This window comes from Sphingobacteriales bacterium (genome assembly GCA_016700115.1).
Lineage (GTDB): Bacteria > Bacteroidota > Bacteroidia > Chitinophagales > UBA2359 > UBA2359.
This window is the reverse complement of record CP064999.1, coordinates 5,795,206-5,821,928: the sequence shown is the minus strand read 5'-3', so window position 1 is coordinate 5,821,928 and position 26,723 is coordinate 5,795,206. Positions and strand designations below refer to the sequence as shown.

The window sequence follows — 26,723 nt, the reverse complement described above, 5'->3', positions numbered from 1 at the left end:
CCAAGCATTAAAAGGCTTCAAATAGAAACTAAAAATGCCTTAATGCTGAATCGTTACGCGCAAATATTGAGGGGAAGGGTTTGATTCCAAATAGATGGCTGCAATATAAAACCCGTCGGGAATTAGCGAAACATCAAGAGCCTGACTTCCCTTGTCAATCGTATAGTTCAGGACTGAATTTCCTTTGATATTATACAAAATCATTTCGGCAGGTTCGACGCTATCAATAAACAATTGTTTATGTGCAGGGTAGGGGTAAAGCCTGACCGGAGTCCGTTCATAATCATCTGAAATACCGACAAAATCTTCAATAGTCAGCAAAAAAGTGGATCTGGAAACCGTTTGGTTGTCCGTCATGCCTCCTGCAACAACAAATTGGTTGGGAGAAATTTTGGCGAGGCCACGCAAGTCCATCACATTGGGTAAGATATCGTTAATGGTGGTCATTGTTCCGGAATTGGAATGGTAAATCTGAATCCGGTCGAGTGCATGAACTCCGCCGCTTCCGTCATAGGCTATGCCATCATAATTAAAAGACTTTAAAGAACCTCCAATCCAGATTGCTTTATCTCCGAAACTGCCAACTCCCATCCGGTATCCGCTAAACGTCAGGTTTTCATCAGAAGTCCAGTTGATTTGAGCCGGTGAAGAGGGATTGATCGTTCCTTTTCTGAGCACAGTTCCTAATGGAAAGCCGGCACTGAAAATTGCCCCTCCGGCATAGTAGATGGTATCGCCTATCACTACTCCTGATGCACCAAAGACTTTAAAATTTGCCTGATTGGGTACCGGAGTTCCGATTTGCCACAAATTGGTGGAGGGATTGTAGATTTGTACGTTGGCAACATTGCTGTTGTTGCTCCACCCCGAAATGATATATAACAAACTATCCCGCCAAACTACCTGAACATGGTCTTTTACCGGAACCGGCATAGGAGGTGCATCGGGCAAAAATGCATTTGTCTGCGGGTCATACACATGAACCTTGTTGGAGGTAACTTCAGCACCACTGCTAAGCACATGATATCCGCCGGTGATGTAAATCTTATTTCTGATGAAGCTTGCTGCTGTTCCGAGTTTTCCCATCGTATCCGGTAAGGAGGGGATCGCCTCCCACAGGTTGGTATTGGTTTGTAACCGGTAGGAACGGCGGTGGATGCCTGAATAAGATTTTGAACTGTCAATCCCCCCAAATGAATATACATACTGAATTTCGCCAACGATTGCCGATACCACGGCATTATTGCTGATGGCTTCAGGCAGTTGTTTCATCGGGGCAACCACAAAAGTTTGCGCTTCCACTCGCAACGCAAAAATACTTAACACAATAAACAAACATAACCGCCTGTTTACTTTGTATAGATATGTTTTCATGGAAATTAACGCTTTAATGGTAAAGAAAACAGCAATTAAAGCACAAACTACAATTTTATTGCCGATTTTTGCCCCTATTGGTTTTTTGGTTAAACAATTTTTATTCCAGTTCCTATTTTACCACCTGTAAATACCTCTTCACAATGAAAAATCTTCTGTTTCTTGTACTTTTTGGTTGCGCTGTCTGCCCTGTACTTGCGCAGGATACTTCCAAAGAAAGCTACAAAGATTATAGCTATATCACGCTTCAACCGGAAGACAGCGAATATTTCGCCAATATGAAGCAAGCCATTTCAATCATGGATATTGCAATGGACAAAACACAACTCGAACAAGCCATTAACTTTTTTACCGAAATCAGCGAAGAACAGCCCAAAGAATGGTTACCTCCTTATTATGCAGCTTATTGTTATGCCACAATGTGTTTTCTGGAACGAGACCGGTTGTTAAAAGATACCTATCTAAACAAAGGACAGACCTATATTGACAGAGCTTTTTCTATTCAGCCCGGCAATGCTGAAATTTTGGTCCTACAAGCCTATCTTTACCAACAAAGGGTAGAAATAGACCCTGCCAACAGACTCGATGAATACGGAACTTTGGTTCAGGTAACCCTGGACGATGCCGCCAAATTAGACCCCGAAAACCCGCGATTGCATTTCCTCTATGCCCATACTACCTTTTTTGCCCCGGAATCAACCGGAGGAGGAATGATTAAAGGATGTCCTTTGGTCAACATTGCTGCAAAAAAATACGAAGAAAATCCACCGCTCAACGACATAGCTCCTAAATGGGGAATTGCATTGACTAATTATATGCAGACGATTTGTGAGTCGATTAACCGGTAACTTTTAAAATGCCGGACACTAAACCTGATCTGTTTTTTTCGCTTAAGATTTTTGACATAAGTTAATCTTAATGCCGCACTAACTTTTTCCAATACTGTAAAAACTCCAATGTCGCCTGTACTCATCCTGTCAGTTGTCGGACTTTATTTTGTAGTGCTGTTTATTATAGCCCTTTTTACCGGCAAAGACAGCGGAAATAGCGCTTTTTTTGTAGGAAACAAACAATCGCCCTGGTTTTTGGTAGCCTTCGGCATGATTGGCACCTCTATTTCCGGGGTTACGTTCATTTCTATTCCGGGATCGGTGGGAAATCTGGCGGCATCAAACCCCAATGCAGCCTTTTCTTATATGCAGTTGGCCATGGGGTATGTTGTGGGGTATATCGTGATTGCAACCATACTGATGCCGGTTTATTACCGCCTCAATCTGGTATCCATCTACACCTATTTAGAGCAGCGTTTTGGTTTTTGGAGTTATAAAACCGGTGCTTTCTTTTTCCTGCTCTCCCGCACAATTGGTTCTGCTTTCCGGTTGTATCTGGTAGCAATGGTCATGCAGATTTTTGTGTTTGATGCCTGGAATGTCCCTTTTGCGGTCAACGTCAGTTTGATTTTATTGCTGATTTGGCTTTACACACTAAGAGGAGGAATCCGAACCATTGTTTTTACCGATACCTTTCAAACCGTTTTTTTGCTCCTTGCTTTAATAAGCGCCGTTTGGTTTATGAGCAGCGAAATGCAACTTGGTTTAGGCAGTCTGATTCAAACGGTACATGACAGTCCTTATGGCCAATTGTTTTTTTGGGACTTCCGGGAAAAAAGCTTTTTCTTCAAACAGTTTTTGGGAGGTGCTTTTATCGCCATAGCCATGACCGGTTTGGATCAGGACTTGATGCAAAAAAACATCAGTTGCAAAAATCTGAAAGATGCCCAAAAAAACATGTTCACTTTTAGCTTTATCATCCTTTTAGTCAATCTTGTTTTTGTAACCCTCGGTGCTTTGCTTTACCTGTATTCAGAAGCTAAGGGCATTCAAATTCCGGCCAAAACCGATCAGCTTTTTCCGGTTTTGGCTTTTGAACATTTCCCCCCCTTAATGGGCATCCTTTTTTTACTCGGCCTGACTGCTGCAACTTTTGCCAGCACCGATTCGGCTTTAGCAGCCCTGACCACTTCCTTTTGCGTTGATTTTTTAAACTTCGAAAAAAGAACAGCAACGGCCGGATCAGATTCTTTAGTCAGAACCAGACATCTTGTTCATATCGGGTTTTCGGCTTTATTTGTGGGGGTGGTGTTGATATTTAAATATTTTTTGAATGACAGCGTGATTAACGCAGTTTTTACTATTGCCGGATACACTTACGGGCCTTTGTTGGGGCTTTATGCCTTTGGTTTATTTGTTTCCAACCGAACACTTAAAGATCGGTTTACCCCGGTGGTATGTGTTATAGCACCTTTGATAACTTATATGGTCAACACCAATTCTCTGACTTTAATGAACGGATATAAATTTGGATTTGAACTCTTAATTCTCAACGGACTACTTACCTTTGCAGGATTATGGCTTATTTCTGAATCCCGCACGGATAAACAGACAGAATTGTCAAAAAATTTATAGACAGAATTGCGAATTATGGATGCTTTAAAAACCAAAACACCCCATCACGAAAAGCCCTGGTCAGAACTTCAGGCAGAGTCCTCCTGGAGAATTTTTAAAATCATGTCTGAGTTTGTAACCGGTTTTGAAACTCTGAATACCTTAGGCCCCTGTGTATCAATTTTCGGTTCTGCCCGTACAAAACCTGAACATCATTACTATCAAACTGCCATCGAAATTGCCAGATTACTGGTGCAGGAAGGTTACGGAATTATTACAGGAGGAGGTCCGGGCATCATGGAAGCGGCAAATCGGGGTGCTCAAATGGCGGGCGGCAAATCGGTAGGTTTAAATATTAACCTGCCGTTTGAAACCGGCGCTAATCCGTTTATTGATCGCGATAAATCGTTAGACCACAACTACTTTTTTGTCCGTAAGGTCATGTTTGTAAAATATGCGCAGGCTTTTGTCTTTATGCCCGGCGGTTATGGCACCCTGGACGAGTTGTTTGAATGTCTGACTTTGGTGCAAACACATACGATTGAACGAATTCCAATCGTATTGGTAGGCAGCAAATTTTGGCAGGGCTTGTTGGATTGGATAAAGTCAACACTGTTGGAACGCGAAGCTACTATCAGTCCAAACGACCTGGATTTAATACCTGTAACCGATGATGTGAATGAAGTAGTGCAATACATCGCAGACTTCTACAAACACGGAATTTTGCGCCCAAACTTTTAACCTTTTTTCCTGACTTTGACAGTTAAATTTCACAAACCATTGATAATCAGCGAGTTAAGTTTCCTAAAAATGGCATAGTTGCCACTACAAAACGGGTTATTTAGTTCGCTGGAGCTAAGTCTTTGAACGGAGGGATACGAAATGCCGAAAGGATTTTGTTGGTTAATGCTGTGTCAGCACCTTTCAGCAAGTACTTTTTATCATCAATTGTTAGTTCAGACAATTGCATTTGATTGAGTTCTTCTTTAATACTGCATGGACTTAAGTTGATGTTTGCAAACTTTAGGGTTAGTTCCACCGTCCGTTCGAGCATGAATGCTAAAAAACAGGTCATGAAATGTCCTTTTATCCTTTTGGGTGTCCAATGAAAAATTGGTCGAGTGGATAGGGTGGTCTTCAATACCCGGAAACTTTCTTCTATTTTCCATAATTGATGGTAGTTTGCCAAGACTTCTTCGTTCGTCATATCCGTTTTACTATACTGTATGCCGTAGTAACCATCCCATTTTGCATCTTCATCTATTCGTTCTTGGTCTATTTCAGCAGCTTTTGTATTGGTACTCTCCGCCATTTTCAGGAATCGGTTAGCCCCCTTTTTGTTTTGCAAGTCCGCTCCGTTGTCTAATTTGACTTTTGCTTTTTGTATTTGTCTTTCCCTGTCTCTTGCGTCTTTGGCTGCCCTTTTGGCACTCCAAGTAATTAGGAGTTTATCTTGCAATTTTTGTTTCTTTTTATTGGCATCGCTGTAGGTTGTTTCGTAATCCAACACTTTCCAGCTAAATGTTACTTCACCCGTATCCTCGCACACAGTCTTTGTCTCCATATCATTGGTTGCCAAAATCTTTTGTACCAACTTTTGGGGCATCGATTTTAAGCGGGCACTAACAATGTAGTCATAACCCGCTTGACGTATTAAATGAAAATTTTCTTTCGAGTTGAGACCTTTGTCGGCTACTACAATGACTTTTCTTATATTAAACTGCTTTTCTAACATTTTCAGCGCATCTACCATCGTCTGACCATCAAAAGTATTACCCCGGAAAAAGATCGTAGCCTATCGGTCTGCCTGTGCTATCTATAAATAAGCCCATCACCACTTGTACTTCATTAAACTTTCCAGCTTTGCTAAACCCAAATTCGCGTAAAGCATCTGCTCTGTTTGTCTCAAAGTGATAATTCGTTACATCATAAAAAGCAACTTCGATGGGCTTAGCATAAACGCCTTTTTTATGGTAAAACAGTTGTGTCTCAATTGCCTGCTTTTTATCACACAAAAAATCTAAACTTCGGTAAATTTCTTGCAACCCAATTATGTTTCCTGCCCATAAAACAATTTCTGATCTTTAAATGCTTGATGTTTTGATTTGCTTTTCAACAGACGATGAAGCACACAATAGAAAATCACCTCTTCTATATCGAACTTTATCCTTGTTCCCTTAGCACATTTTTTGATAATTTCTCCGATGCCAAGTTGCTCCCATACTTTTTTATAGACCAAATGACCATAACAGAAGCGTGCAGTTTCCTGCAAATTCTCTGCCCCAATGCAAGGCGTGTTATTCAATGACAGCAATTTCTGCCCAACTGATAGTAGGAATCCTGAATCACGCAACTGGTCAAGGCGACCAAAGTTGGCAATTACCTTGTGCTTGGTAGTCTTTCCTTCACGAAAAGATTCCACTAACTGAATATACGTATGGTTTTTAGATTTAGTGGCTTTTACAAACATACCGCAAATGTAAGCATATTGTCTTAAAAACAATAGCCTAAGAAAAAAAGTTGCCACTACAATTGCGGTTTTTTATTTCTTATTATCATTGATTATTAACGGGTTATCTCATTTAACTGTCAAAGTCAGGTGAATGAAGTAGTGCAATACATCGCAGACTTCTACAAACACGGAATTTTGCGCCCAAACTTTTAACCTTTTTTGTATCTCTAAACACACAACCCTGTCGCTTCAACAGATACCTTACTAAACGAAAACTCCCCTTTTTCATGCCTCAGGCATTGCAAAAGGGGAGTTTTTTTGTAGCGAGCTTCAGACAAGGAGCTAAAGGCTCATAAAAGTTACATCTATATTCCTATTCCATAAAAATAAGTGCTTTTGGGAGCATTGGGATAGATGCCCTTCAGCAATGCGCCGTTGCCTTTTTTCTCGTACAAAACTTCGGACAATTGATCGGTCGAAGATACCAGGGTATCGTCAACTTTAGTGATGATAAATCCTTCGCGAATATTGGTATTGTTGGATAATTGGCCGTTTTTTAGCTTTTTTACCCGCACTCCGCCCTGAATTCCCAAATCTGCACTTTCGCGGTTGGTCAGGTTTTCAAACTCAGCGCCTAAGGAGGTTAACAAATCAAGTTTTTCGGTGTTTTTGGTAACCAATCCGGTATTGCCTTCTTTATTTTTCAAAACTACCGGTAATGTTTTTTCGGCACCTTTTCTGTTTACGGTAACCATAAGCCGGTCGCCGGGGCGGTGAAGTGCAATTTGTTCCTGAAGCTCAGAAATAGACTTGATTTCGGCATTTCCAATTCGGACAATCACATCGCCTTTGGTGATACCGGCTTCAACTGCCGGACCGGATTCCAACAATTCACCCACATAAACGCCTTGTGTAACGTTCAGCCCGTTTTCTTTGGCCAATTTTCCGTCAACATTGCTAATGCTGATGCCTAAAAACGCACGCTGAACCACGCCGTATTTTTTCAGATCATCTACCACTTTACCGACAATATTGGCAGGCACAGCAAAAGAATAGCCGGCATAGGTTCCGGTTGGCGTTGCAATTGCGGTATTGATACCCAACAATTGCCCGGAGGTATTGACCAAAGCCCCTCCACTATTTCCCTGATTGACTGCGGCATCTGTTTGAATAAACGATTCAATGGCCATCTTATCTTCCAATATTTTGATATTGCGGCCTTTCGCACTGACAATACCTGCGGTAACTGTCGATTCGAGGTTAAACGGATTGCCGACAGCCAACACCCATTCGCCAACCTGCGCTTCGTCAGAATTAGCCAATGCAAGGGTCGGAAGGTTGGTATCGTCAATTTTAATCACAGCCAGATCGGTCGAAGGGTCTGTTCCTACGAGAGTCGCCTTGTAGGTTCTTTTGTCATATAAGGTAACTTCCAGCTCTGTGGCTTTGGCTACAACGTGATTATTGGTTACGATATATCCGTCAGAACTCAGAATAACTCCGGATCCGGTTGCAATCTGAGGCCTTGGCTGACCCCCTCTGCCTCTGGGGCCAAAAAAGAAATCATCGCCAAAAAAATCAAAAGGATTTGTGTACTGATTGGATGTTGCCTGATATTGAATGGTGGATTGAATATGCACCACAGCCGGAGTAGATTTAGCAGCAGCAGCAGTAAAATCAGTAGGTGCGCTCAACGGCAAAGAGGAGGGCATGCCATAGTTAGTAAGGGTTGAATGAGGTGTTGTCAGGTTTTCAGAATTGGTAATTGATTCTGAATTACCCGGATTGGATGCAGGAATAAATCCCATTTTTTGGTAGGCAATTAAGGTAACTGCACTACCCAACACAGCAGCAAGTACTAACTGAAATAGTTTACGCATAGTTTATAGGTATTTGGTTAAAATAAAATTTTGTTTTACGTTTTTGGACGATTGCAATATTAACAAAACAACAACAGAAAAATTTTTCAATTGCCTATAGATTAACCTTTTTTAACGACAATAAAACGGAAACCTGCATTAGCCAATATGTATTTCAGTCCCGGGTTGTTTAATCGCTTCGTCTTTTTTGCCCAATGTGATGATCAAAATACCATCCTGATAGGCAGCACTGATTTTTTTGACATCTATATCGGGGTCGAGTTTAAACGATCGGGAGAACGCAGAATAGGTATGCTCGCGCAATACAAACTGCTCGCCTTCTTTTTCGCTGTCCACTGTTTTTTCAGCACTGATAGTCAGGGCATCATTGTTTACCTGTAGTTTAAAATCAGATTTAGTATAGCCGGGAGCAGCAACTTCAACCCTGAAATTTTCACCGGTTTCTACAATATTGATTGTAGGAACTGTGCCTGTAGTTTTTCCGGCATTTCCACCACTACCGCTAAATACATCTTTCATGGTTTTGTCGAGCATATCCATGCCTTTATTCAAACTTTGAGCACCTTTGTTGATCAGGTCTTCAAACATTTCTGAAATTTTCTCTTTCTTTTCCATCTGTCCGGATGTTTTAAATGTTAAATAACTAAGTTATCAGGTTAAAAACGCAAATTATTGGGGTAAAAGTTCAAAGGATGTTTTTTTTAAACACAAAAATTTAAAGTAAAAAGCAGTAAAATTAAATCAAATGAAAATTTTCGACTACGGTTGTTTTTCTTAGCATAATTACACGCAGTTACTTTTTATGAAATCAGAAGTCCACACTAAGCCCGTAACAACAACCCAAATCTAACGCTCAAATTTTAACACAAAAACGAAACTTTCTCAAGACAAAACACAAACCCTAAAAGTTGACAATAGTATTGTGAATTTTTGAATTTAAAATTTAGCCGTTAATTAAAAATGCCCTCCCCTTCCTTTAAAAATATAACGGACAACATCGAAAAAACACTAACCCTTATTGCTGTTTTGCTACGCCATTTTCAAATTTTAGAGATAATAAACAGAAAAAGGTTGAAAAACATTTCAATTAAAACTTAGAAAATTGCAATTGTAAAGAAAAATGAAACAGGAAATGAACCATTTCTTGTTTGAAAAACGAGTGAAATTGCAATTTAAAGGAGAATTGAAACAGGAAATGAACCATTTCTTATTTTAAGAACCGGCCAAATTGCAATTTCAAAGAGAATTGAAACAGGAAATGAACCATTTCTTATTTGAAAACCGGAGAAAATTGAAATTCAAACTCTGAAAATTGCAATTTCAAAGAGAATTGAAACAGGAAATGAACCATTTCTTGTTTTAAAAACGGAGGAAGTTGCAATTAAAAACCAGCGATTCTCGGTTTAGGGATAATTTACTATAATTCTATTCAAGCGGGGTACTTTAAGTTGTTCGGCTTTACCAATAAATCTATAAACTGCCCCGATAGAAGTTATTGGGACAAAATAAACAAGCGCTCTTACTTTTTCCCACAATGCTTTGAGGGTTTTGGCAGCTTTTTTGGCAGCTTGGAAATCTTGGTCAAGATGTTGGGCTATTTGGTTTACTAAAAAGGAAAAAAAGGTAAGTAGCATAAAGTTGGTAGGCAAGTACATCTGTCCATGTACGTAATTGTGCTCTAAGTTGTAACCCTGATTTTTGAGGGTATTTAAGGGTTCATTTTCTATTTTCCACCGACAACGGGCTACGACACATAGTTCTTGAACGGTCGTTTCATCAATAGGCAAGAAGTCAGTGATAAAAGTACCAAAATGAGAGCTAAGCTTTGAAGTGAAACATAGCAAATGCCAAATTCAGTAGCTCACCCAATTCATTGGTGCAATTTGATTTCCGTTTACCTTCCACCTTACTAAGACCCTCTCTCACAAATTTGAATAAATTGTCTATCATGGTTATGTTTTTTCTAAAAAAAAGACTATTCTTGCAACAATGTTATCTACAAGATTATATTTTTATTCCGTTAAACCGAGAATTGCAGAAGGGAACAGTGTCATTTTTATTAAATAATAAATATATTATTTAATATCGTTTTTAAGTGAGATTGCTTTTTTGCCACTTTTTTCTAATCATTGTTTATTATTCAATAAAATAACACAATATGCAATACCTGATATTGTGTGTTTTGTTTTTCAAAATGATAGATGTTGCAGTCCTTAAACAATGCTATATTTTCAATATGTCTCTTTTTTTATCACATATTAAACAGTCTGTTCTATGAAAAAAAATACCAACTCCAATGTAACAGTAGTAAACATTATATTGATGCTTGCACTAATGGCACAGCCGGCCACTATAATAACTAATCCAACAGGTCATTGGCAGTGTCCTTTGGTGGTAAACAACCAGACACGCTTACAAGCTATTGACTTCTACACAATGCCCAGAGCAAACCTAAATGGCAATTTTGTAGCTGCCAATGCCACCAATCACTCATTTTCCCGCCCTGCTGCGGCTGCAATAGACAATTTTAACAACAACAACAATTTTCAGGTCGCTAATACTGTAAACTTACAAACATTGGTAGCAGGAGGTTGCAACTTACCGCCTACCAACCCCACCATAAACCCGCCCTCCAGCAATAATTTGTGTATTGTACCTATTACCCTTACTGCCTCATCAATACCAGCTGGCTATCCAGAATTCGTTTACCATTGGTTCAGGAACGGCACCTTTATACAAATGACTAGCTCTTCAAGTTTATTAGTTTTCAACCCCGGAAGTTATACAGTACGTTTACAACATGCAGCAATGTCCAACTGTTTTACTACTCAATCTTCACCGATTGTACTTATTGAACTTCCTCCCGATGGGCCCATCATTACTCCTTCAGAACTAACTTTATGCCGAGGAGGCAGCGGTGTTTTAACAGCATCGGCAATACTACCTCCTTTTTCATCTATGCATTATAACTATCGTTGGTACAAAGATGGCGATTTGATAAAAGGTGCCTCAGCATCAACTCTTACTGTAGGTTCTATAGGTGCCGAAGGGCATTATACAGTAGAAATTTACTCAATACTAAGTTCCAATTGCGTATCTCCGTTATCCAATTCCGTTTTAGTTTTGGTTAATCAGGCATTAAATCCACCCGGCTCGCAAAATTTCTCCTCCCCATTCCCCCCACCTGGATACGAAGTAGTAAACGCCGATAACCATATAACCTGGACTGCACAAACAACTGTTTGTAACGGGCAATCGGCTTTTTTAAATCACTATAATTATAGCTCCACAGGGCAGGTAGATATTTTGACCCTCCCTATTTATGACCTTTCTTCTCTATCCAACAGCACCTTTACCTTTGATATAGCCTATGCCCCTTATGATGCCACCTACTTTGATGCCCTTAGGGTAGAAGTTTCTAACAACTGCGGCATTGATTTTAATACTGTTTATGACAAAAGCGGTAGCAACTTAGCCACCGCTCCCGCTACTATAAACAACTTTGTGCCAGATTGTAGCCAATGGCGTACAGAAACCATTGAGTTAAACCAATATGTCGGCAATTCGGTATTGGTGCGTTTTGTAGCCATAAATGGATATGGTAATAACTTGTATTTAGACAATATAAACATTAGTGGCACACCCTCACCAGGAGTAAGGGTAGAAGCTACTGTAAACTTACAAGGTCCTTTCAACTCTGGTACAAACAATATGAATACTACACTAAGCAACCTCAACATGATACCATTATTCCAACCCTATAATTCAGATCCATGGTATTATGAAGGCACCGAAAGTGTAGAAAGCATACCACCCAATGTGGTAGATTGGATTTTGGTGGATGTATGCGACCTGTTAGGCAATGTAATTTTTCGTAAAGCAGCTTTTTTACGAAACGACGGCGTGGTACTACATACCGACGGCACTGTAGGTGCCTTGTTTCCGGCAGCCGGTTTTTATCATGGCAATAACTACAAAATAGCCATTAGGCATCGCAATCATCTGGCGGTTGTGAGCGCTAATATCCTTAGCTTACCCAATGCCGGCACGCCTTACAATTTTACACTCCCCGCCAATGTAGCAGGCGGCGTTACACAATTAGCGCCGTTAAACTTTACTTACGGCCTCAAGGCAGGCGATGCCAATGCAGACGGTGTCATTAATTACCAAGATTACAACGTATTCAGAAACCAATTAGGGTTCACTGGTTATGTTAACGGAGATTTTGACCTTAATGGCCAGGTAATAGTTACAGGAGACTATGCCCATCATACTGCTAATGCCTCAGCCATTGGGTGGAGTTCTGTAAGGTAACGAGTTAACAATCAACCGTTTCTTCTGGTGGTTTATAGAGCAAACATACAACACCTTGTAACCCACAAATACCACCCCAAACACTTGATTGTGCCGCGTTGCTGCACTTTTGTAAAAGCGGTATGCCTTTTACCGTCTTTTTTCTTAACATTTGTACCAAAACCCATTAACCATTTGGGTAGCAGGTTGTTTTATGCCCCAAACCATATAGGTTGTTTGTTTCACCTCGTTATTGGCTACATATATGCTTCAGCAACTCAGCGATTCTCGGTTTAGGGATAATTTACTATAATTCTATTCAAGCGGGGTACTTTAAGTTGTTCGGCTTTACCAATAAATCTATAAACTGCCCCGATAGAAGTTATTGGGACAAAATAAACAAACGCTCTTACTTATTCCCACAATGCTATGAGGGTTTTGGCAGTTTTTTTTGGCAGCTTGGAAATCTTGGTCAAGATGTTGGGCTATTTGGTTTACTAAAAAGGCTAAAAAGGTAAGTAGCATAAAGTTGGTAGCCAAGTACATCTGTCCATGTACGTAATTGTGCTCTAAGTGATAACTCTGATTTTTGAGGGTATTAAAGGTTTCATTTTCTATTTTCTACCGACAACGGGCTACGGCAAATAGTTCTTGAAAGGTCGTTTCATCAATAGACAAGAAGTCAGTGATAAAAGTACCATTATAAAGTTGCTCGCCGGTGCTTTTGTCTTGCACACTTACCTCAAAATAATTGGTCGTCTTGTCCTGATGTTGCCCATTTAGCTCCATTGCAATATAGTCCGTCTAAAAGGACGATAATCTTTTCCGCTCCAATTCTTTCCCTAATCTGTGGCAGTAGTCGTTTAATGGCATTGAGTTCGCAGTCATTTTTACTGTTGCCGTCTTGTTTGACTATAGCCTCTGCACCTAACACAAATACCGTTGCCTGATCCGGATGAACACATACCGCACCATGTGTCTGATGGTAGTAACCCGTTTCCCCGTCTCGATGCTCTTTCACTAAACATTGCGCACAACACTTATTGCCTGAACAATAATGATTGGTACCATCAATGGCTACCGCCGTAAAACCGCTCAGTTTAGCCAACACCCTACGTTGTTGCAACACACCACAATCACGCAAAAACTGTATAAATACTCCGAACAGACCCTGCAAAGCTCTTGGCTCTTCTGTGTCTATTGCCTGCCTTAGCGTGGTGTCACCCGGTAGTGTTTCTACCCCATAAACCATTTGCAAATTTTTGGCACGTACAGCATATTGATCACGAAATGAGCTTAGAGAGTTAAGCTTTGAGGTGAAACATAGCAAATGCCAAATTCAGTAGCCCACTCAATTCATTGGTGCGATTTGATTTCCGTTTATCTTCCACTTACTAAGACCCTCTCTCACTAATTTGATTAAATTGTCTATCAAGGTTATGTTTTTTCTAAAAAAGACTATAATTGAAACAATGTTATCTACAAGATTAAATTTTTATTCCGCTAAACCAAGAATTGCTGAATTAAAACTCAGAAAATGGCAATATTAAAAAATTGAAAAAAACCGCTATGAAGTTCTTATCCTTCATAGCGGTTTATAATCTCTGCTATCCTTGTTTAAATAAAGGCTTAATTGTTTATAAACATTTACCAGTTAATACAATAACATTTTCCGGTATTCGAATCGCAATAAGCATCTCCGGAACAAACGTTAGTATCGAACATTTTGATACAATCATCTTCACCATCACATTCGCATATAATAAACCCGCAATGGAAGTTTAAACCTTTACCGCCGGTAGTTTTAATGCTTTGTGCTTTTGCTGTATTAATTTCGGCAATTAAATCGTTGCTTTTGTTTTGGTTATTAACCGCGAACATGGATACAATCTGACCGCTTTGTTGTACAATTTCAAGGGTTTTAAATTTATTGACTGCAATGATGTTCACGCCTTCTTTTAACGCTCCTTTTTGAATGACATTTGCGGTGGTTTTACCTCTGTTAAAGGCTTTTTGGCTAATTTGTTTTTGTGAAACATAGTTGGTATTAACCGTCGTAGTTGTAGTATTAGTTGTTTGCTCATATTTCGTATTCATCCAATCTGATTTAGTTTTGTCATAGTTGTTAAACTTACCTGAAGAATTAGATTTTGGTAACTCTTCACAATTTCCGGCAGTATCGCAGATATACTCTTTACAATTGGTTTTCATTTCTTTGTCATCGCAAACAGTACAACTGATACAACCTACTCCACAACTGCCACATTCTTTATAAGGACCTAAATCTGATTTTTTCTTAGCTTGAGCATAAACATGAGAGGCACTGAAGATAAAAAGACAACATAAAACGGAAAGAAATAAAATTGAAGTTTTCATTTTTAAGAGTTGTTTAATTGGTGAATTAAGGAATTGGTTTTTGTTTTGAAAAGAACACCCTCTTTATTCGGGAAAACAAAGAGGATGTTTTCGATGAGATTTTAATGGATTTAGAATTTAACAGTACCGGCTGAACATTCATACTCTGTGCAAAGACCGGTTGTATTGTCTTTTTTCACACATTTGCATTTGATTGGTGGGCGAGGATTAGTAGGCGGTGTTTGGTTAGAACCTGCTTTTTTTGCCGAAGAGGTCGTTGCGTTTTGAATAGCAGCTACATCAAGAATAAGGTTTACATTGTCGCCAAATTGATTTACAGCAAAATACTCTTTGCTTTGATTGGAATTCGTTGTGGCATAAATTTTAATTTCTTTGTCTTCGTGTATCAGCTCTTTTGAATCTTTGTTTTTGGCATCTACACTTGCTCCCTGAGCTTGAAGGTGTGAAAGGTTTTTTAAACTGTTAATACCACTGTTTTGGGCATTTAAAGCTCCGGAAAAAAAGAGCGCAGTAAAGAATGTAAACAGAACAATTGTGTTTTTCATAAGACTTAAAAAATTTTGGGTTGAAAAAATGTTTTTTGAATTTGAAAATTTGGGAAGGTTTGAGTTTTTCATTTAAAGGATGATTTGTTGTTTAAAAATTTTGGTGGGTTACTTTCGGGTTCTATAATGTACTTCCGGCTTTATTTCTTTTGTGACAGTTTTTTGAATGATTTTTTCATTTTTTTTTGCGCAGGGTTACCAAATTTTAAAATGGCCAATTTTTGTAGATGAAAAGATTGATAAGGTCTTATTGCTCATGTAGTTTGATGAGCAGTTTCTTATTTCACCATATTCACAGGAATTGAAACTAAAGGTTTTAACAGACGTTTCTGGTTGAGTAAAACAGAGTTGGTTCTGTTTTTATCTGTAAGGTTTTATTTATGTAGCTACAAAGTTTTACTTTGATAATCACTTTACACGGCTTTAAATTAACGCCCTGACTGTACCAAATCTATGATTATCTAAAGTGAAATGCACAACCTGGAATTTATCTTCATCTTTTTATCAACATAGATTGGACTATGTAATGCTTTTTTAGCATATAAACAAAACCACTATGATGGTTAAATCATTCATAGTGGTTTAGTGTTAAAGTTTTGATAAGAGTTTTAGTTATTTAAATTTTTGATACTACTATATCAGTTTGTTAAAACCTAAGACAAAAACATTTTTCGATCTCTAAGTCACACCAGACAGTTCCGCCACAAACAGTTTCTAACATATCTTTACAATCGGCTTTATTTTCGCAACCACAAGCAAATAAACCACAAGAAAAACTTAACCCTTTTCCGCCGGCAGTTTTCATGCTTTGTGCTTTTGCCGTATTAATATCGGCAATTAAATCGTTGCTTTTAATTTGGTTATTAACTGTAAACATGGATACAATTTGACCGCTTTGTTGTACAATTTCCAGGGTTTTTGATTTATCAACGGCAATGATGTTCAACCCCTCTTTTAATGCTCCTTTTTGGATAACATTTACAGTTGTATTGCTTTTATTTAAGGTTTTTTTGCTTATTGCATTCTTTGAAACATAGTTGATGTTTACGGGGGAAGTTTTGGTTGTGTTGATTTGTTCAGTGTTTGATTGTATCATTTCTGTATTGTTAAAATCATAAAATTTAGATTTAGATTTTGGCAATTCATCACAATTTCCTGCGGTATCACAGATGTATTCTTTACAGTTGGTTTTCATTTCTTTGTCATCACAAACAGTGCAGCTGATACAGCCTTCTCCACAACTTCCGCATTCTTTATTAGGACCTAATTCTGTTTGTTTCTTTGCCTGAGCAAAAACATTGGAAGCACAAAAGATAAAAAGACAACACAAAACAGAGAGATATAAAATTGAAGTTTTCATTTTTTGGAATTGTTTAATTTGTGAATTAAGTAATTGGTTTTTGTTTAAAAAAAAACACGCCCTTTTTTCAGGAAAACAAAGAGCGTGTTTTATATGAGATTTTAATGGATTTAGAATTTCACATCGCCGGCTTTACATTCATATTCCGTGCATAGTCCGGTTGCAGGATCTTTTTTCACACATTTGCATTTAATCGGTGGGCGAGTATTTGTCAGAGGGGTTTTGTTGGAACCTGCTTTTTTTGCCGAAGCTGCCGTAGGATTTTGAGATTTAGAATCGTCAAAAACAAGGTTAACAATGTCGCCAAACTGATTGACTGCGTAGTACTGTTTCGGTTGGTTAGTGGCTGTTTTAACAAAAACTTTAACTTCGCTGTCTTGATAGATTAACTCATTTGAAAAACTTTGGACATCAAAATCAAGTGATTTAAGATCGGCTTCAACATCTTTCATATTGGCGGTATTACCAATTTTGTTTTGGGCAGTTAAGTTGCCGGCAAATAAAAGTGCAAAACTAAATACAAACAGGGCAATTGTGTTTTTCATAAATCTTAGAAAATTTTGGGTTGAAAATTGTTTTTTTGAAATTGAAATGTTGTGGTTAATAGTCGTTTTCATTTTGTTTAGGTTTTGCTTGTTCTAAATTTTTTGGTTGCTTTCTGGCAGGTTTGTTTGGGTTAGTTATCTCTTACTACCCCTTTTGATTGGATTGTGACATGCCGGCTGAAAATTTTTTACATTTTTGTATCTTTGATTGACATCTTCGTAGGGTAGGATCAAATTTCAGGCGATATGCTTCAAGAACAGATAGAAGTTGTTCAACAGTTGTTTAATAGAAATCAATACGCAAAAGCATTGGAAATAAGCCATCAGCTACTTCCTTTGTTGGAAGCTGAGGAAAATTGGGAAGCGTATATAGACATGTTAATTCTTGAATGTGAATGTAATTGGCGCACCGGAGCCAACGCCATTGCTTTGGAAACAGCAGAAAAAGCACTGTCAACAAGTTTGAAGCAGTTGGGAGAAAATGATTTACACACAGCAAATTGCTACCATCATATCGGAGCAGCCCTCCTTAATTTGGGAGATTATGACAAGGCCATCGGTTTTTTTAAAACCTCCCTGAACATTCGTCAAAATAAGCTTGGAGAACATCATTATGAAACTACTCACAGTTATAATAATTTAGGGGTATGTTATGTAGAAAAAGGTTATCTGGATAAAGCCATCAGTCATTTTGAAACCTGTTTGGATATTCGGCTAAAACATTTTGGCAATTTACATCCGTTAGTGGCATCCGGGTATAACAATCTGGGTATCTGTTTTCACAAAAAAGGGGATTATGACCTGGGTGTAAGATATATGGAACGAGCTTTGAATATTCGTTTGACCTTGAATGGTGAGCAACACCTTTTAACTGCAATGAGCTACAATAACATGGGCGTTTGCTATGAAAGCATGAAGAATTTTGATGAATCTGTTTTATACTATAAAAAATCGCTTAAAATCAGAAAAAAAGCCTTCGACAGCCGGCATCCTGAAATTGCTATGAACTATAACAATGTAGGCATTTGTCACGAAAAAAAAGGCGATTTTGATAAAGCCATCTATTTCCATAAACGCGCCTTGAGCATATTGCTTTTTGCGTTTGGCGAAAATCATCCTTTGGTAGCAGAATGTTACAACAATCTGGGAGCTTGTTATGAAGGGAAAAATAATTACAAAAAAGCCATTGAATATTTTGAACGCTCTTTAAAAATAAGACTTCAGGTTTTAGGTGAAAAACATTCCGATACGGCAGTTTCATATTTGAACCTCGGATTGTGTTTGAATAAACTGGGTAAGGACCCGCTCCAATGTTTTCATCAAGCTATGAATTGCCTGTTTTCAGACTATTCCGATCCCGACCCATTTCACAACCCCACTATCAGGGATTACAGTAACGCCCCTGTTCTATTGGATGCCTTGGTCAGAAAAGCCGAAGCTCATTTTGATATTTTCAAGACCAATAATCTCAAACCCATACTTCATTTGCTTGCAGCCTACCATACTTTTCATCATGCAATTCAATTGATTGACCAAATGAGAGGAAGCTATCAGGCAGAAGGGAGCAAACTGATTTTATCAGAAAAAGCAAAAAATATTTATGATCAAGCCATTAATGTTAACTGGCAAGTCAATCTTTTTTGGAACGATTTGCAGATGAAACCTCCTTTGGAATCTGCTTTTTTCCGGTTGAAACAAATTCACCCGGATTTGGAACTGCCTCATCCAAATGAGGCTTTGAACTATATTTTTGTTTATGCCGAAAAATGTAAAGCGGTGCTGCTGTTTGCTGCCATTAAGGAGCGACACGCCCAACAAACCGCCGGAATTCCTTTGCATTTGAAAGAAGAAGAACAACGGTTAAGGGTCGAAATCAATTTTTTAGAAAAAAGGATCGCTGAAACACAATATGAAAAAGAAGACGACAAAAACATTCCGGTTTTGATGGAGTGGAAAAGCAGTCTGTTTGATTTCAAACAACATTATGCCTCTTTGTTAAAAAGTTTTGAAGCAGATTATCCCGATTATTTTCAACTTAAATATCAGACTCAAACAGTTACTGCTCAACAAATCCGGCTTCCTGCCCGAACAGCATTGCTCGAATTTTTTGTTGGGGAAACTTATATTTATATATGCTTGTTTGTTTCGTCCGATATACTTACTCCAGACAATAACGCATTCTGCCATCAAACCGTTTTTCAGATAGATAAACCCCCTAAGTTCGAAGCTCTGATTGCGGCTTTTGTCCGAAACATCGAAAATTATAATAACCGCAATTACGTACATCAGGGATATGTGCTTTACCAAATTCTGTTACAAAACGCACTTGAAAAATTACCCCCAAACTCAACCGATACCTTAGTTATTATACCGGATGGAATATTGACCAAACTTCCGTTTGAAGCACTGCTAACACATCCCGTTGCAGCTAAAGGTAGTTTTGACTATCCTTATTTGCTGATGAAATTCGATATTCAATACCATTTTTCTGCTACTTTATGGCATTATTACAGAACCCGCCCTTTGGTTGAAAATCTCAGCCACCCATCAAACAACGCTAATTTTATAGGCTTTGCCCCCGTTTATACTGATAAACAATCCCATAATGATGACAAGCGAACCGGAAACCCGGTGGAAAATCTTCATGCGCTTTCTGATTTGTCGAACAAATCAATAAAATACCGTTCTATAAAAATTGGAGATAAAGAGTTTGACTCACTACCTGAATCTGAAAATGAATTACTTGGAATTCAATCAATTTTTCTACAAAACAGATTAACTGCTACCCTTTTTATGCACGAACAGGCGACCATTTCCAATTTTTTGGCAGAAGCGGGCAATTATCATTTTGTCCATATTGCCGCTCATAGTGATTACAATGATCAGTTTCCGGATTTGACTGGTATTCTGTTTTCACCCGAATCGAACATGGAAAAACCGGTACTTTATCTCAACGATATTTTTCAACTTCAGTTAAAAGCAGGTTTATTGGTGTTGAGTTGTTGTGAAACAGGATTGGGTAAACAAAATGAAGGAGAGGGTATGATGGCGTTGAACCGCGGTTTTTTGTATGCAGGCGCACATAATATTATATACACGCTTTTCAAAGTTTTGGACAATCCGACCAGTCAATTAGCCCAGATTTTGTATAAATATATTTTAGAAGGTTTTCCATATCCCAAAGCCCTTAAAATGGCAAAATCAGATATGGTTTATCGTCAATATCCGCCTTCCTATTGGAGCGGATTTGTCTTGATGGGCAGGTAAGCAATGGCTTTACTTCTTGTTTTTGTTCCCAACCCATTTACTCCCCTTCAGGCATCAGGTCTTTACGGATAAAAAATGAACCGGTTGCCGAACCATATCGGGCTTGCGCCTCAAAATCTGTCGCTGAAATTTGCCAATAATATCTGCCCGGCAACATGTTTGACGGAAGTTGGATGGTTTGATGTTCTGTTTCAGGCAAAAAAACTGCATTGCCGATTTCAATAATCTGCTCAAGATTATCATGTACGACAACCTCAAGAGTTGCTTCGACCGGAGGAAAAATTTCAAAAATCAATTGATTGCCGGAACAATCTATTTCCGGTAATGGAAAAACTATCCTATTTTGAAGGCTATCTTGTTGAGTATTATTGCTTCGACTTACCATTTCTAATTCCAAATGTTCGATAGGGCGAAAAAGGTCGAGCAAATCTTCCAAACTATAAGTTGGTTCAGTCGGTTTCAGGTCTTGTTCTTTTCGGTCATAAAAATCTTCACCTAAGCGGTTGACTATTTCCTGTGCCGATAAAAGCGGAAAACGTTGAAATACCTGTTGTATAAATTTTAAGGTTAAGACTTCCTTCCTCCATTCAGAATCTGTTTTCAGCCTTTGTTCTAAATCTGTTTTTTCAGATGGGCTGAGTTCTCCTTTCAGATAAGCCTCTATCATTTCAAAAGGATGGTTATAGTTCATGGGTTTTATTTTTTTAGTTAATGGAGTGGTTAAAAAAGAGGTTCAAAATTGCACAGTTCATCGAAAATTCCGGTCTCAGTCATTTTTTTTCTCATCGCTTCCAGACATCTTGCTTTTCTTTGCCGGGTATTGGTATTGGTTGTGTTTAAAATTAAAGCGATATCGTCTGAACTTTTGTTTTCCCAATAAGACATTCTAAATATGATGCGGCAATCTTCCTTTAAAAAATTTAAACAGGCATCAAATATTTTTTTTCTCAAAACACCGGCAGTCATGTCTGCATCATTTATGTTTTCAAAATCTTCCGTATTTGATAAAAGTACGTCCCAGAAATTGGCACTTTGTTCTTTGTTTAAATCAGATTCCGTTTTCAACTCAATAGAACGTTCCCGTTTTTTATTGAAAATATTCATTCCTATATTATACACATAGCCTATCCAATTGCCGCTCAAGGTAAAATCCGGTTTTTGACAATTCTGATAAAAGGCTTCCCAAGCCAACCAACATACTTCGTCTGCTGTGTCGGCATTCACTTTCCTTTTTTGAAGGGTTTGTTTAAGGTTAGGGAACACCGCCTTTTGAACATGTATGATGGCATCTACATTGCCTGCCCGGATTTTTTCAATCAATTCCTGACTATTCATTACTGCCGTTTTTCTCGTTTATGTTACACAAAAGTAGAGAATAAATATTTTGTTCCAACAACTTTATCCGATTACCTGATGGTCTGTGGTAAAAACTGAGTGGTCATTTTCACAAAAAGCAAATTGAAAATTTCGGTTTTTGTTGGTTAAATAGTTGTCAACAGTTGCATTTTTTTGGACAAAATTCTTCTGTGCATGTTTGGTTAACCAAACTGATACGATATAGATGGGCAATATCCTGAAAAAGTGCGGAATAGGTTGGTACGGTTAAAAACACAATCCCGATAAAAATCGTAATTTTGCCGTTTAAATTAAAGCTATTTGCTTTATGGTTAAGCAGTAAACCAAAAGTTGTAATGCCCTATACCTATGAATATCCACGACCGGCAGTAACAGTAGATTGTGTGGTTTTTGGTTTCGACCCCACAGAATCAGACCTGAAAGTATTGCTCATTCAAAGGGGTGCCGACCCGTTTAAGAATGACTGGGCTTTGCCCGGAGGTTTTGTGGACATGAACGAGGAAATTGAAACCGCCGCTTTGCGGGAATTAGAAGAAGAAACGGGCATGACCGATGTTTTTTTGGAACAACTTTACACTTTTGGAAGCCCAAACCGCGATCCAAGAGGCAGAGTTATCTCTGTTGCCTATTATGCTTTGGTAGCACAGGCAGACAAAATCATTCAAGCCGCTTCGGACGCAAAAAATGTTCATTGGTTTCCGGTCAACAATCTGCCCCATTTAGCTTTTGACCATCATAAAATTCTGGAAACCGGATTACAGCGTATTCGCGGAAAAGTTAGTTACCAACCAATTGGGTTTGAACTGCTGCCCGAAAAATTCACTCTCTCCGCCCTTCAGAAACTATATGAAACTATTTTGGAACAGCCACTGGACAAGCGAAATTTTAGAAAAAAAATTTTGAACATGGGAATACTGAGCGAGTTGGATGAGTTTCAAAAAGAAGTTTCGCACAGGGCTGCAAGGTTATACCGTTTTGACAAAAACAAGTATGAAGAAATGGTAAAAAATGGCTTTTATTTTGAATTAAAAGAACAACGACCCAGAGAGGATAAAAGTAAAACAGTCAAAAAAACAGATATTTAACCGGGCAAGCAACCTTTTGCCCTAAATTTTCGATTAATAAATGAACAAAAAGTGTGACGAAAACAGAATATAGAAGTCTGATTGTTGGCTTGTTTTTTGTAGAAACATCAACTATGTTTAGTCATTGCCTTGTCTTTAGAGATTTAAACCTTGCTACCATCGTCTTTATATGAATAAGCTAATAGGAATATCATTTATTTTATGGACTACTTTCAGATTGAATGCATTTGAATGTAGCACCTTTCCCGAATTATCCGGAGGGATAAATAATGATATGACAAAGACTTGTGAGGGAGGTGAGAAATTAATAAAACAAATAGGGACAGACTCATTAAAAAATTCAGTGCAAAAACTGAATACCGACTATGAATATACGGTTTCAGGATTAACTGTGCGTTATGAAAACAACAACCCGAATACACCGGAATTTGCCAAGCAGCATACGTATGTGTGGGATTTCAGTGATGGCACAAAAACAACTGAAAAAGTGCTGGAATATACGTATCCGACAATGGGTTCTTACTATACCTGTCTGACTATAGTTGAGAATAGTTCACAGAAGGTAGTTGCAAAAAAATGTAAGAATATTGAAATAATTGATGAAAACCTATGCGATGTTTCCTGGGACCCTGTCTGTGGTTGTGATAATCAGACCTATATGAATGCTTGTTTTGCCGAAAACTATCACGGGGTATATTATTGGATTCCCGGACCCTGTCTTGAAATAGAACATTCCTTAGATTGCAGTTTTTCTTACTCTACAGACGATTTAACCCTTCAGTTTATCAATACCTCAGTCGGAAATTACGATTCATTTGGCTGGGATTTTGGCGATGGTAAAACCAGCCGTCAACGCAATCCTGAATATACTTACAAGCAACCCGGAGTGTATCCGGTTTGTCTGACAATTGGCAGTACAATAACAAAAAAGAATCTGACTTTTTGCCGGAATATTGCTTTAAGTACTGACATAGAAGTTCCCGAATAAGACAGTGTAAAACTGCTTTCCATCGAAGTTTGTCAGGCTATTTCCCCCAAAAATTTTTCAATTTATCAAAAAAGCCTTTTCCTTCAGATAAGGGTTTAGAGGCTTGTATTTGTTCCTGCTCGTTTGCATGAGCTACACTTTCGTCAATGGTATCCTGTAATACTTCATCACCCGACTCAATGGCAAAAGGTCGGGCAGTTTCGTAAGTGGAAACAGCCTCAGCCCATTTTTTTTGTTCTTCATAGATACCGGCAATCTGAATATAGCAGGAAGCAGTTTCGTAGGGGTTAGGAGATTGAGTAAACTTTTCAATTGCCAATTGATACAAGGATATTGCTTCTTTGAATTGCTCTTTCGGAACCCATAATTTAGCAGCCAATGCCAAACAAATACCGGCTTCGTCAAAGTTTTCGGCGTTTGTAAAATTAGCCGAAGCTTCCTGATAACTTTTTACAGCCTTATCTGTTTTGTTGTGAAAAGCCATTATTTCGGCTATAATCTGGTAAATCGCACCCAAATAGGAAAAGGAATCGTTTTTCTCATAATTTGAGATAGATAGTTTGTAGTACTCTAACGCTTCTTGATGTTGATTTTGAATTCGGTAGATATCAGCAATAGTTGCATAAGTCCCTCCAAGGTCATCCCAGTTTTCTAATTTTTCTGCCCATTCTACCGACTGTTCCAACGCTTCTAAAGCGGCATCCCAATTGCTTTCAGAAATATGTATAAGTCCAATTCGCTGATAAACATTAGAAAGCTTACCGTTTTTATGCGCTGACTGAAATAATTCAAGCGCTTGTAAAGCAAATTCCATAGCTTTTGGATAATCTTCCTGAAGACGATGATGCGCAACAGCAAGTTCGTACAACAATTCTCCTTTCTCATCTTCAATTTCAGACGTACTTTCAACAATTTGCAAGGCTGAATCTAAATGAATAATGGCTTGGGCATATTCCGAAAGATTTGAGTACTGTTCAGCCAGTTCTTTATGAATATGGACCATAGCCTTAGAATCATTTTCTTCAGCAACAGTCAAACCTTCTAAACCAAGTTTTAATTCTTCAATTTTTTGGTTGATTTCTTCTTCAGTGAGTTTTTGCTTTTTCATATTTGATGGTAAGAGGATTCACAGATTAAAATAAAATTCATAGTCCCGTATTCAAATGTAAGCCGGTTTGACAAAAATAGTAAACCTTATTTTCCAAGTCCAAAGTAGGTTAAAACTTTTTGCACCCAATTTCCAAATTCAAACTTTTTTTGAGCGGCTAATCTGGCCTCCATTTCTGCGATTTGGGAATTTAAGCGCTTAAATTCCTTCTCATAACTTTCTAATTCAACAGCAATGGCTTCGGCCGCAATCGCTCTGGCCATTTGATCAATATATGCCGGATTGGCAAGTTTGTTGGTGGTGTCTAATGTATTGGTCATTTTTAAAAGTTGTGAAGGAATTTCTTTTTGGATGTTCCTGACTATTACATTTAAGGCTTGAATCTCTCCGTTAACCTCATCCAGTTTGCCCATTTCCTGTTGAACGGCATCCTGAAAAGATTGGCTAAAAGCATCTAAAATTATTTTCAATTTTTCGAGAGCGGCTTCAAACTTTTTGGTACTGTTGTCAAATCTGTTGCCGGCACTTTGCGTGTTGCTTAAATTGCTCCGCGTAAATTCTGTTATGGATTTTATCTCAGCTTTAAACTCCAAATGTTGCTGCTTTGAAAGATCAATAATTTCTTTTAACCAGTCCCAAAAGTCGAGTTCTGTTTGATGAAGCCGCTCAGAAAGTTGCGAGATTGTGGCGTTGTGCAGATTTAAAGCCTCAACCAATTTATATTGTTCCGGAGCCATTTGGTGGTTTAAAGGTGTCAGATTTTGTGCCAATTGTTGAAGAGCGGTGAAAGATTGAGTCAAAGTATCCTGTGCCTGAAGAAATGCCGAAACTCCATTTGTCAACTGAACACTTAACTGACTGAGTTTTTCATATTCAACAGAAATTTGCTCAGAGGCATGTAACAAATAATGTACTGTATTGTTGGTAAGGTTTGTGTTATGAGCTACCTGCCCAATTAACTGATTCATTTGGGTCTCGGTATCTGTCGGGTTAAATACAGGCAATAAACGGGTAATTGTAAATATTTCAAGTTTTGAATAGAACTGAGAAGACACCATCTTCCATGCAAAAGCCATCAAATAGATGAAAAAAGCAGCAAGAAATCCGGTAAAGACCATAATCAACCCTTCTTTGAACGAAGAAACAGCAGTAACAAAATTTAAAGGGGCTGAAAGATCGGATTCTAAAAATTGGTTCATGGACTCATTTCCGGATTTTTGTAAAATTGGCAACAAATAGACGGACATTTGGCTGAGACCTCCAAACAAACCTGAAAATCCCAACAATAAAACAAAAGCGGGTGAGTGACGCAACATCATTGGTAGTATGGATGTCTTCCGCCGTAAATTGTCGGCAGGCAGATAACTTTCAGAATTTACTTTTTGGTTTTGAGATTTTAAAAAATACAGGGTGTTTAATCTCCGCATAACTTCGGCACCCATCGAACAGTTATTGCCAAGGGTTTCTACTTTTTTTGAAAGATTTAAACCTTGTTCTTTCATGTTCAGAAAATTTTTTTCCATTTGTTCTAAGGCAGGTTGCTCTCGGAACAAAACATGCCAACAACCCATCAATGAGCTGATAAAATTTAGCAACAATAAGATGCCAATCGCCATTAATATAAATTGACCCCACGTTGAATTCATTAAA

The 26,723-nt window shown here is 38.3% G+C and carries 23 protein-coding genes; 7 read left to right on the top strand and 16 right to left on the bottom strand.

The genetic code is table 11. The annotated features are described in order from the left end of the window. Window positions 1-39 precede the first annotated feature (39 nt). Complete coding sequence (locus IPM47_21130; GenBank protein ID QQS29299.1) at window positions 40-1,374, bottom strand: hypothetical protein; 1,335 nt, start codon at window positions 1,372-1,374, stop codon at window positions 40-42. A gap of 143 nt (window positions 1,375-1,517) precedes the next feature. Between IPM47_21130 and IPM47_21125 the strand changes: the two genes are divergently transcribed. The 3 genes from IPM47_21125 to IPM47_21115 all read left to right on the top strand — a co-directional run bounded on the left by IPM47_21125 (window position 1,518) and on the right by IPM47_21115 (window position 4,559). Then, a complete protein-coding gene (locus IPM47_21125) occupies window positions 1,518-2,222 on the top strand; it encodes a hypothetical protein (GenBank protein QQS29298.1) in 705 nt (234 codons plus the stop codon). A gap of 108 nt (window positions 2,223-2,330) precedes the next feature. Then, window positions 2,331-3,839 carry a sodium:solute symporter gene (locus IPM47_21120; GenBank protein QQS29297.1) on the top strand — a complete coding sequence of 503 codons (1,509 nt, stop codon included), beginning with the start codon at window positions 2,331-2,333 and terminating at the stop codon, window positions 3,837-3,839. A 15-nt stretch (window positions 3,840-3,854) separates the two neighbouring features. Further along, window positions 3,855-4,559 (top strand): TIGR00730 family Rossman fold protein, encoded by a 705-nt coding sequence (locus IPM47_21115; GenBank protein ID QQS29296.1) that lies wholly within the window; start codon window positions 3,855-3,857, stop codon window positions 4,557-4,559. Window positions 4,560-4,659: 100 nt separating this feature from the next. Here IPM47_21115 and IPM47_21110 read toward each other — a convergent pair whose 3' ends face one another. The 6 genes from IPM47_21110 to IPM47_21085 all read right to left on the bottom strand — a co-directional run bounded on the left by IPM47_21110 (window position 4,660) and on the right by IPM47_21085 (window position 9,937). After that, window positions 4,660-5,571, bottom strand: coding sequence for an IS1634 family transposase (locus tag IPM47_21110; GenBank protein QQS29295.1), 912 nt, complete (start codon window positions 5,569-5,571; stop codon window positions 4,660-4,662). Between the two features lie 19 nt (window positions 5,572-5,590). Then, window positions 5,591-5,863 carry a hypothetical protein gene (locus tag IPM47_21105; protein ID QQS29294.1) on the bottom strand — a complete coding sequence of 91 codons (273 nt, stop codon included), beginning with the start codon at window positions 5,861-5,863 and terminating at the stop codon, window positions 5,591-5,593. A gap of 5 nt (window positions 5,864-5,868) precedes the next feature. Continuing rightward, window positions 5,869-6,345 (bottom strand): hypothetical protein, encoded by a 477-nt coding sequence (locus tag IPM47_21100; GenBank protein QQS29293.1) that lies wholly within the window; start codon window positions 6,343-6,345, stop codon window positions 5,869-5,871. A gap of 290 nt (window positions 6,346-6,635) precedes the next feature. Continuing rightward, window positions 6,636-8,150 carry a Do family serine endopeptidase gene (locus IPM47_21095; protein ID QQS29292.1) on the bottom strand — a complete coding sequence of 505 codons (1,515 nt, stop codon included), beginning with the start codon at window positions 8,148-8,150 and terminating at the stop codon, window positions 6,636-6,638. A gap of 138 nt (window positions 8,151-8,288) precedes the next feature. Then, complete coding sequence (locus IPM47_21090) at window positions 8,289-8,669, bottom strand: Hsp20/alpha crystallin family protein (protein ID QQS31547.1); 381 nt, start codon at window positions 8,667-8,669, stop codon at window positions 8,289-8,291. An 884-nt stretch (window positions 8,670-9,553) separates the two neighbouring features. Then, window positions 9,554-9,937, bottom strand: a complete 384-nt coding sequence (locus IPM47_21085; GenBank protein ID QQS29291.1) for a hypothetical protein — start codon at window positions 9,935-9,937, stop codon at window positions 9,554-9,556. A gap of 487 nt (window positions 9,938-10,424) precedes the next feature. Here IPM47_21085 and IPM47_21080 point away from each other — a divergent pair, with 487 nt between their 5' ends. Beyond that, window positions 10,425-12,464 (top strand): hypothetical protein, encoded by a 2,040-nt coding sequence (locus IPM47_21080; protein ID QQS29290.1) that lies wholly within the window; start codon window positions 10,425-10,427, stop codon window positions 12,462-12,464. Window positions 12,465-13,185: 721 nt separating this feature from the next. Here the strand turns inward: IPM47_21080 and IPM47_21075 are convergent. The 5 genes from IPM47_21075 to IPM47_21055 form a co-directional block, all read right to left on the bottom strand. After that, complete coding sequence (locus tag IPM47_21075) at window positions 13,186-13,695, bottom strand: hypothetical protein (GenBank protein QQS29289.1); 510 nt, start codon at window positions 13,693-13,695, stop codon at window positions 13,186-13,188. A gap of 395 nt (window positions 13,696-14,090) precedes the next feature. Continuing rightward, the gene (locus IPM47_21070) at window positions 14,091-14,819 is read right to left on the bottom strand and encodes a hypothetical protein (GenBank protein QQS29288.1); all 729 of its coding nucleotides are present in this window, start codon (window positions 14,817-14,819) and stop codon (window positions 14,091-14,093) included. A 110-nt stretch (window positions 14,820-14,929) separates the two neighbouring features. Continuing rightward, on the bottom strand, window positions 14,930-15,364 hold the full coding sequence (locus IPM47_21065; protein ID QQS29287.1) for a hypothetical protein: 435 nt from the start codon (window positions 15,362-15,364) through the stop codon (window positions 14,930-14,932). Window positions 15,365-16,010: 646 nt separating this feature from the next. Then, entirely contained in the window at window positions 16,011-16,724 is a 714-nt protein-coding gene (locus IPM47_21060; protein ID QQS29286.1) for a hypothetical protein, read from the bottom strand. 110 nt (window positions 16,725-16,834) lie between these two features. Continuing rightward, window positions 16,835-17,269, bottom strand: a complete 435-nt coding sequence (locus IPM47_21055; GenBank protein QQS29285.1) for a hypothetical protein — start codon at window positions 17,267-17,269, stop codon at window positions 16,835-16,837. 246 nt (window positions 17,270-17,515) lie between these two features. Here IPM47_21055 and IPM47_21050 point away from each other — a divergent pair, with 246 nt between their 5' ends. Beyond that, a complete protein-coding gene (locus tag IPM47_21050; protein QQS29284.1) occupies window positions 17,516-20,536 on the top strand; it encodes a CHAT domain-containing protein in 3,021 nt (1,006 codons plus the stop codon). Between the two features lie 37 nt (window positions 20,537-20,573). Here IPM47_21050 and IPM47_21045 read toward each other — a convergent pair whose 3' ends face one another. Then, complete coding sequence (locus tag IPM47_21045) at window positions 20,574-21,227, bottom strand: hypothetical protein (GenBank protein QQS29283.1); 654 nt, start codon at window positions 21,225-21,227, stop codon at window positions 20,574-20,576. Window positions 21,228-21,256: 29 nt separating this feature from the next. Then, window positions 21,257-21,871: a sigma-70 family RNA polymerase sigma factor gene (locus IPM47_21040; GenBank protein QQS29282.1), complete on the bottom strand. Its 615-nt coding sequence runs from the start codon at window positions 21,869-21,871 to the stop codon at window positions 21,257-21,259. 356 nt (window positions 21,872-22,227) lie between these two features. Here IPM47_21040 and IPM47_21035 point away from each other — a divergent pair, with 356 nt between their 5' ends. After that, complete coding sequence (locus IPM47_21035; GenBank protein QQS29281.1) at window positions 22,228-22,977, top strand: NUDIX hydrolase; 750 nt, start codon at window positions 22,228-22,230, stop codon at window positions 22,975-22,977. Window positions 22,978-23,146: 169 nt separating this feature from the next. Beyond that, on the top strand, window positions 23,147-23,965 hold the full coding sequence (locus IPM47_21030) for a PKD domain-containing protein (protein ID QQS29280.1): 819 nt from the start codon (window positions 23,147-23,149) through the stop codon (window positions 23,963-23,965). Between the two features lie 37 nt (window positions 23,966-24,002). Here the strand turns inward: IPM47_21030 and IPM47_21025 are convergent, their stop codons facing one another. Continuing rightward, a complete protein-coding gene (locus tag IPM47_21025; protein QQS29279.1) occupies window positions 24,003-25,073 on the bottom strand; it encodes a tetratricopeptide repeat protein in 1,071 nt (356 codons plus the stop codon). Between the two features lie 86 nt (window positions 25,074-25,159). After that, the gene (locus IPM47_21020) at window positions 25,160-26,575 is read right to left on the bottom strand and encodes a hypothetical protein (protein QQS29278.1); all 1,416 of its coding nucleotides are present in this window, start codon (window positions 26,573-26,575) and stop codon (window positions 25,160-25,162) included. Window positions 26,576-26,723 lie beyond the last annotated feature (148 nt).

Bases quoted from the DNA above. Each gene is read 5' to 3' on its own strand.
- IPM47_21050 (QQS29284.1), top strand. From the start codon at position 17,516: ATGCTTCAAGAACAGATAGAAGTTGTTCAACAGTTGTTTAATAGAAAT.
- IPM47_21030 (QQS29280.1), top strand. From the start codon at position 23,147: ATGAATAAGCTAATAGGAATATCATTTATTTTATGGACTACTTTCAGA.
- IPM47_21035 (QQS29281.1), top strand. From the start codon at position 22,228: ATGCCCTATACCTATGAATATCCACGACCGGCAGTAACAGTAGATTGT.
- IPM47_21125 (QQS29298.1), top strand. From the start codon at position 1,518: ATGAAAAATCTTCTGTTTCTTGTACTTTTTGGTTGCGCTGTCTGCCCT.
- IPM47_21120 (QQS29297.1), top strand. From the start codon at position 2,331: ATGTCGCCTGTACTCATCCTGTCAGTTGTCGGACTTTATTTTGTAGTG.
- IPM47_21045 (QQS29283.1), bottom strand. From the start codon at position 21,227: ATGAACTATAACCATCCTTTTGAAATGATAGAGGCTTATCTGAAAGGA.
- IPM47_21070 (QQS29288.1), bottom strand. From the start codon at position 14,819: ATGAAAACTTCAATTTTATTTCTTTCCGTTTTATGTTGTCTTTTTATC.
- IPM47_21130 (QQS29299.1), bottom strand. From the start codon at position 1,374: ATGAAAACATATCTATACAAAGTAAACAGGCGGTTATGTTTGTTTATT.
- IPM47_21080 (QQS29290.1), top strand. From the start codon at position 10,425: ATGAAAAAAAATACCAACTCCAATGTAACAGTAGTAAACATTATATTG.
- IPM47_21065 (QQS29287.1), bottom strand. From the start codon at position 15,364: ATGAAAAACACAATTGTTCTGTTTACATTCTTTACTGCGCTCTTTTTT.
- IPM47_21115 (QQS29296.1), top strand. From the start codon at position 3,855: ATGGATGCTTTAAAAACCAAAACACCCCATCACGAAAAGCCCTGGTCA.
- IPM47_21090 (QQS31547.1), bottom strand. From the start codon at position 8,669: ATGAAAGATGTATTTAGCGGTAGTGGTGGAAATGCCGGAAAAACTACA.
- IPM47_21095 (QQS29292.1), bottom strand. From the start codon at position 8,150: ATGCGTAAACTATTTCAGTTAGTACTTGCTGCTGTGTTGGGTAGTGCA.
- IPM47_21020 (QQS29278.1), bottom strand. From the start codon at position 26,575: ATGAAAGAACAAGGTTTAAATCTTTCAAAAAAAGTAGAAACCCTTGGC.
- IPM47_21055 (QQS29285.1), bottom strand. From the start codon at position 17,269: ATGAAAAACACAATTGCCCTGTTTGTATTTAGTTTTGCACTTTTATTT.
- IPM47_21060 (QQS29286.1), bottom strand. From the start codon at position 16,724: ATGAAAACTTCAATTTTATATCTCTCTGTTTTGTGTTGTCTTTTTATC.
- IPM47_21025 (QQS29279.1), bottom strand. From the start codon at position 25,073: ATGAAAAAGCAAAAACTCACTGAAGAAGAAATCAACCAAAAAATTGAA.
- IPM47_21040 (QQS29282.1), bottom strand. From the start codon at position 21,871: ATGAATAGTCAGGAATTGATTGAAAAAATCCGGGCAGGCAATGTAGAT.
- IPM47_21110 (QQS29295.1), bottom strand. From the start codon at position 5,571: ATGGTAGATGCGCTGAAAATGTTAGAAAAGCAGTTTAATATAAGAAAA.
- IPM47_21075 (QQS29289.1), bottom strand. From the start codon at position 13,695: ATGGTTTATGGGGTAGAAACACTACCGGGTGACACCACGCTAAGGCAG.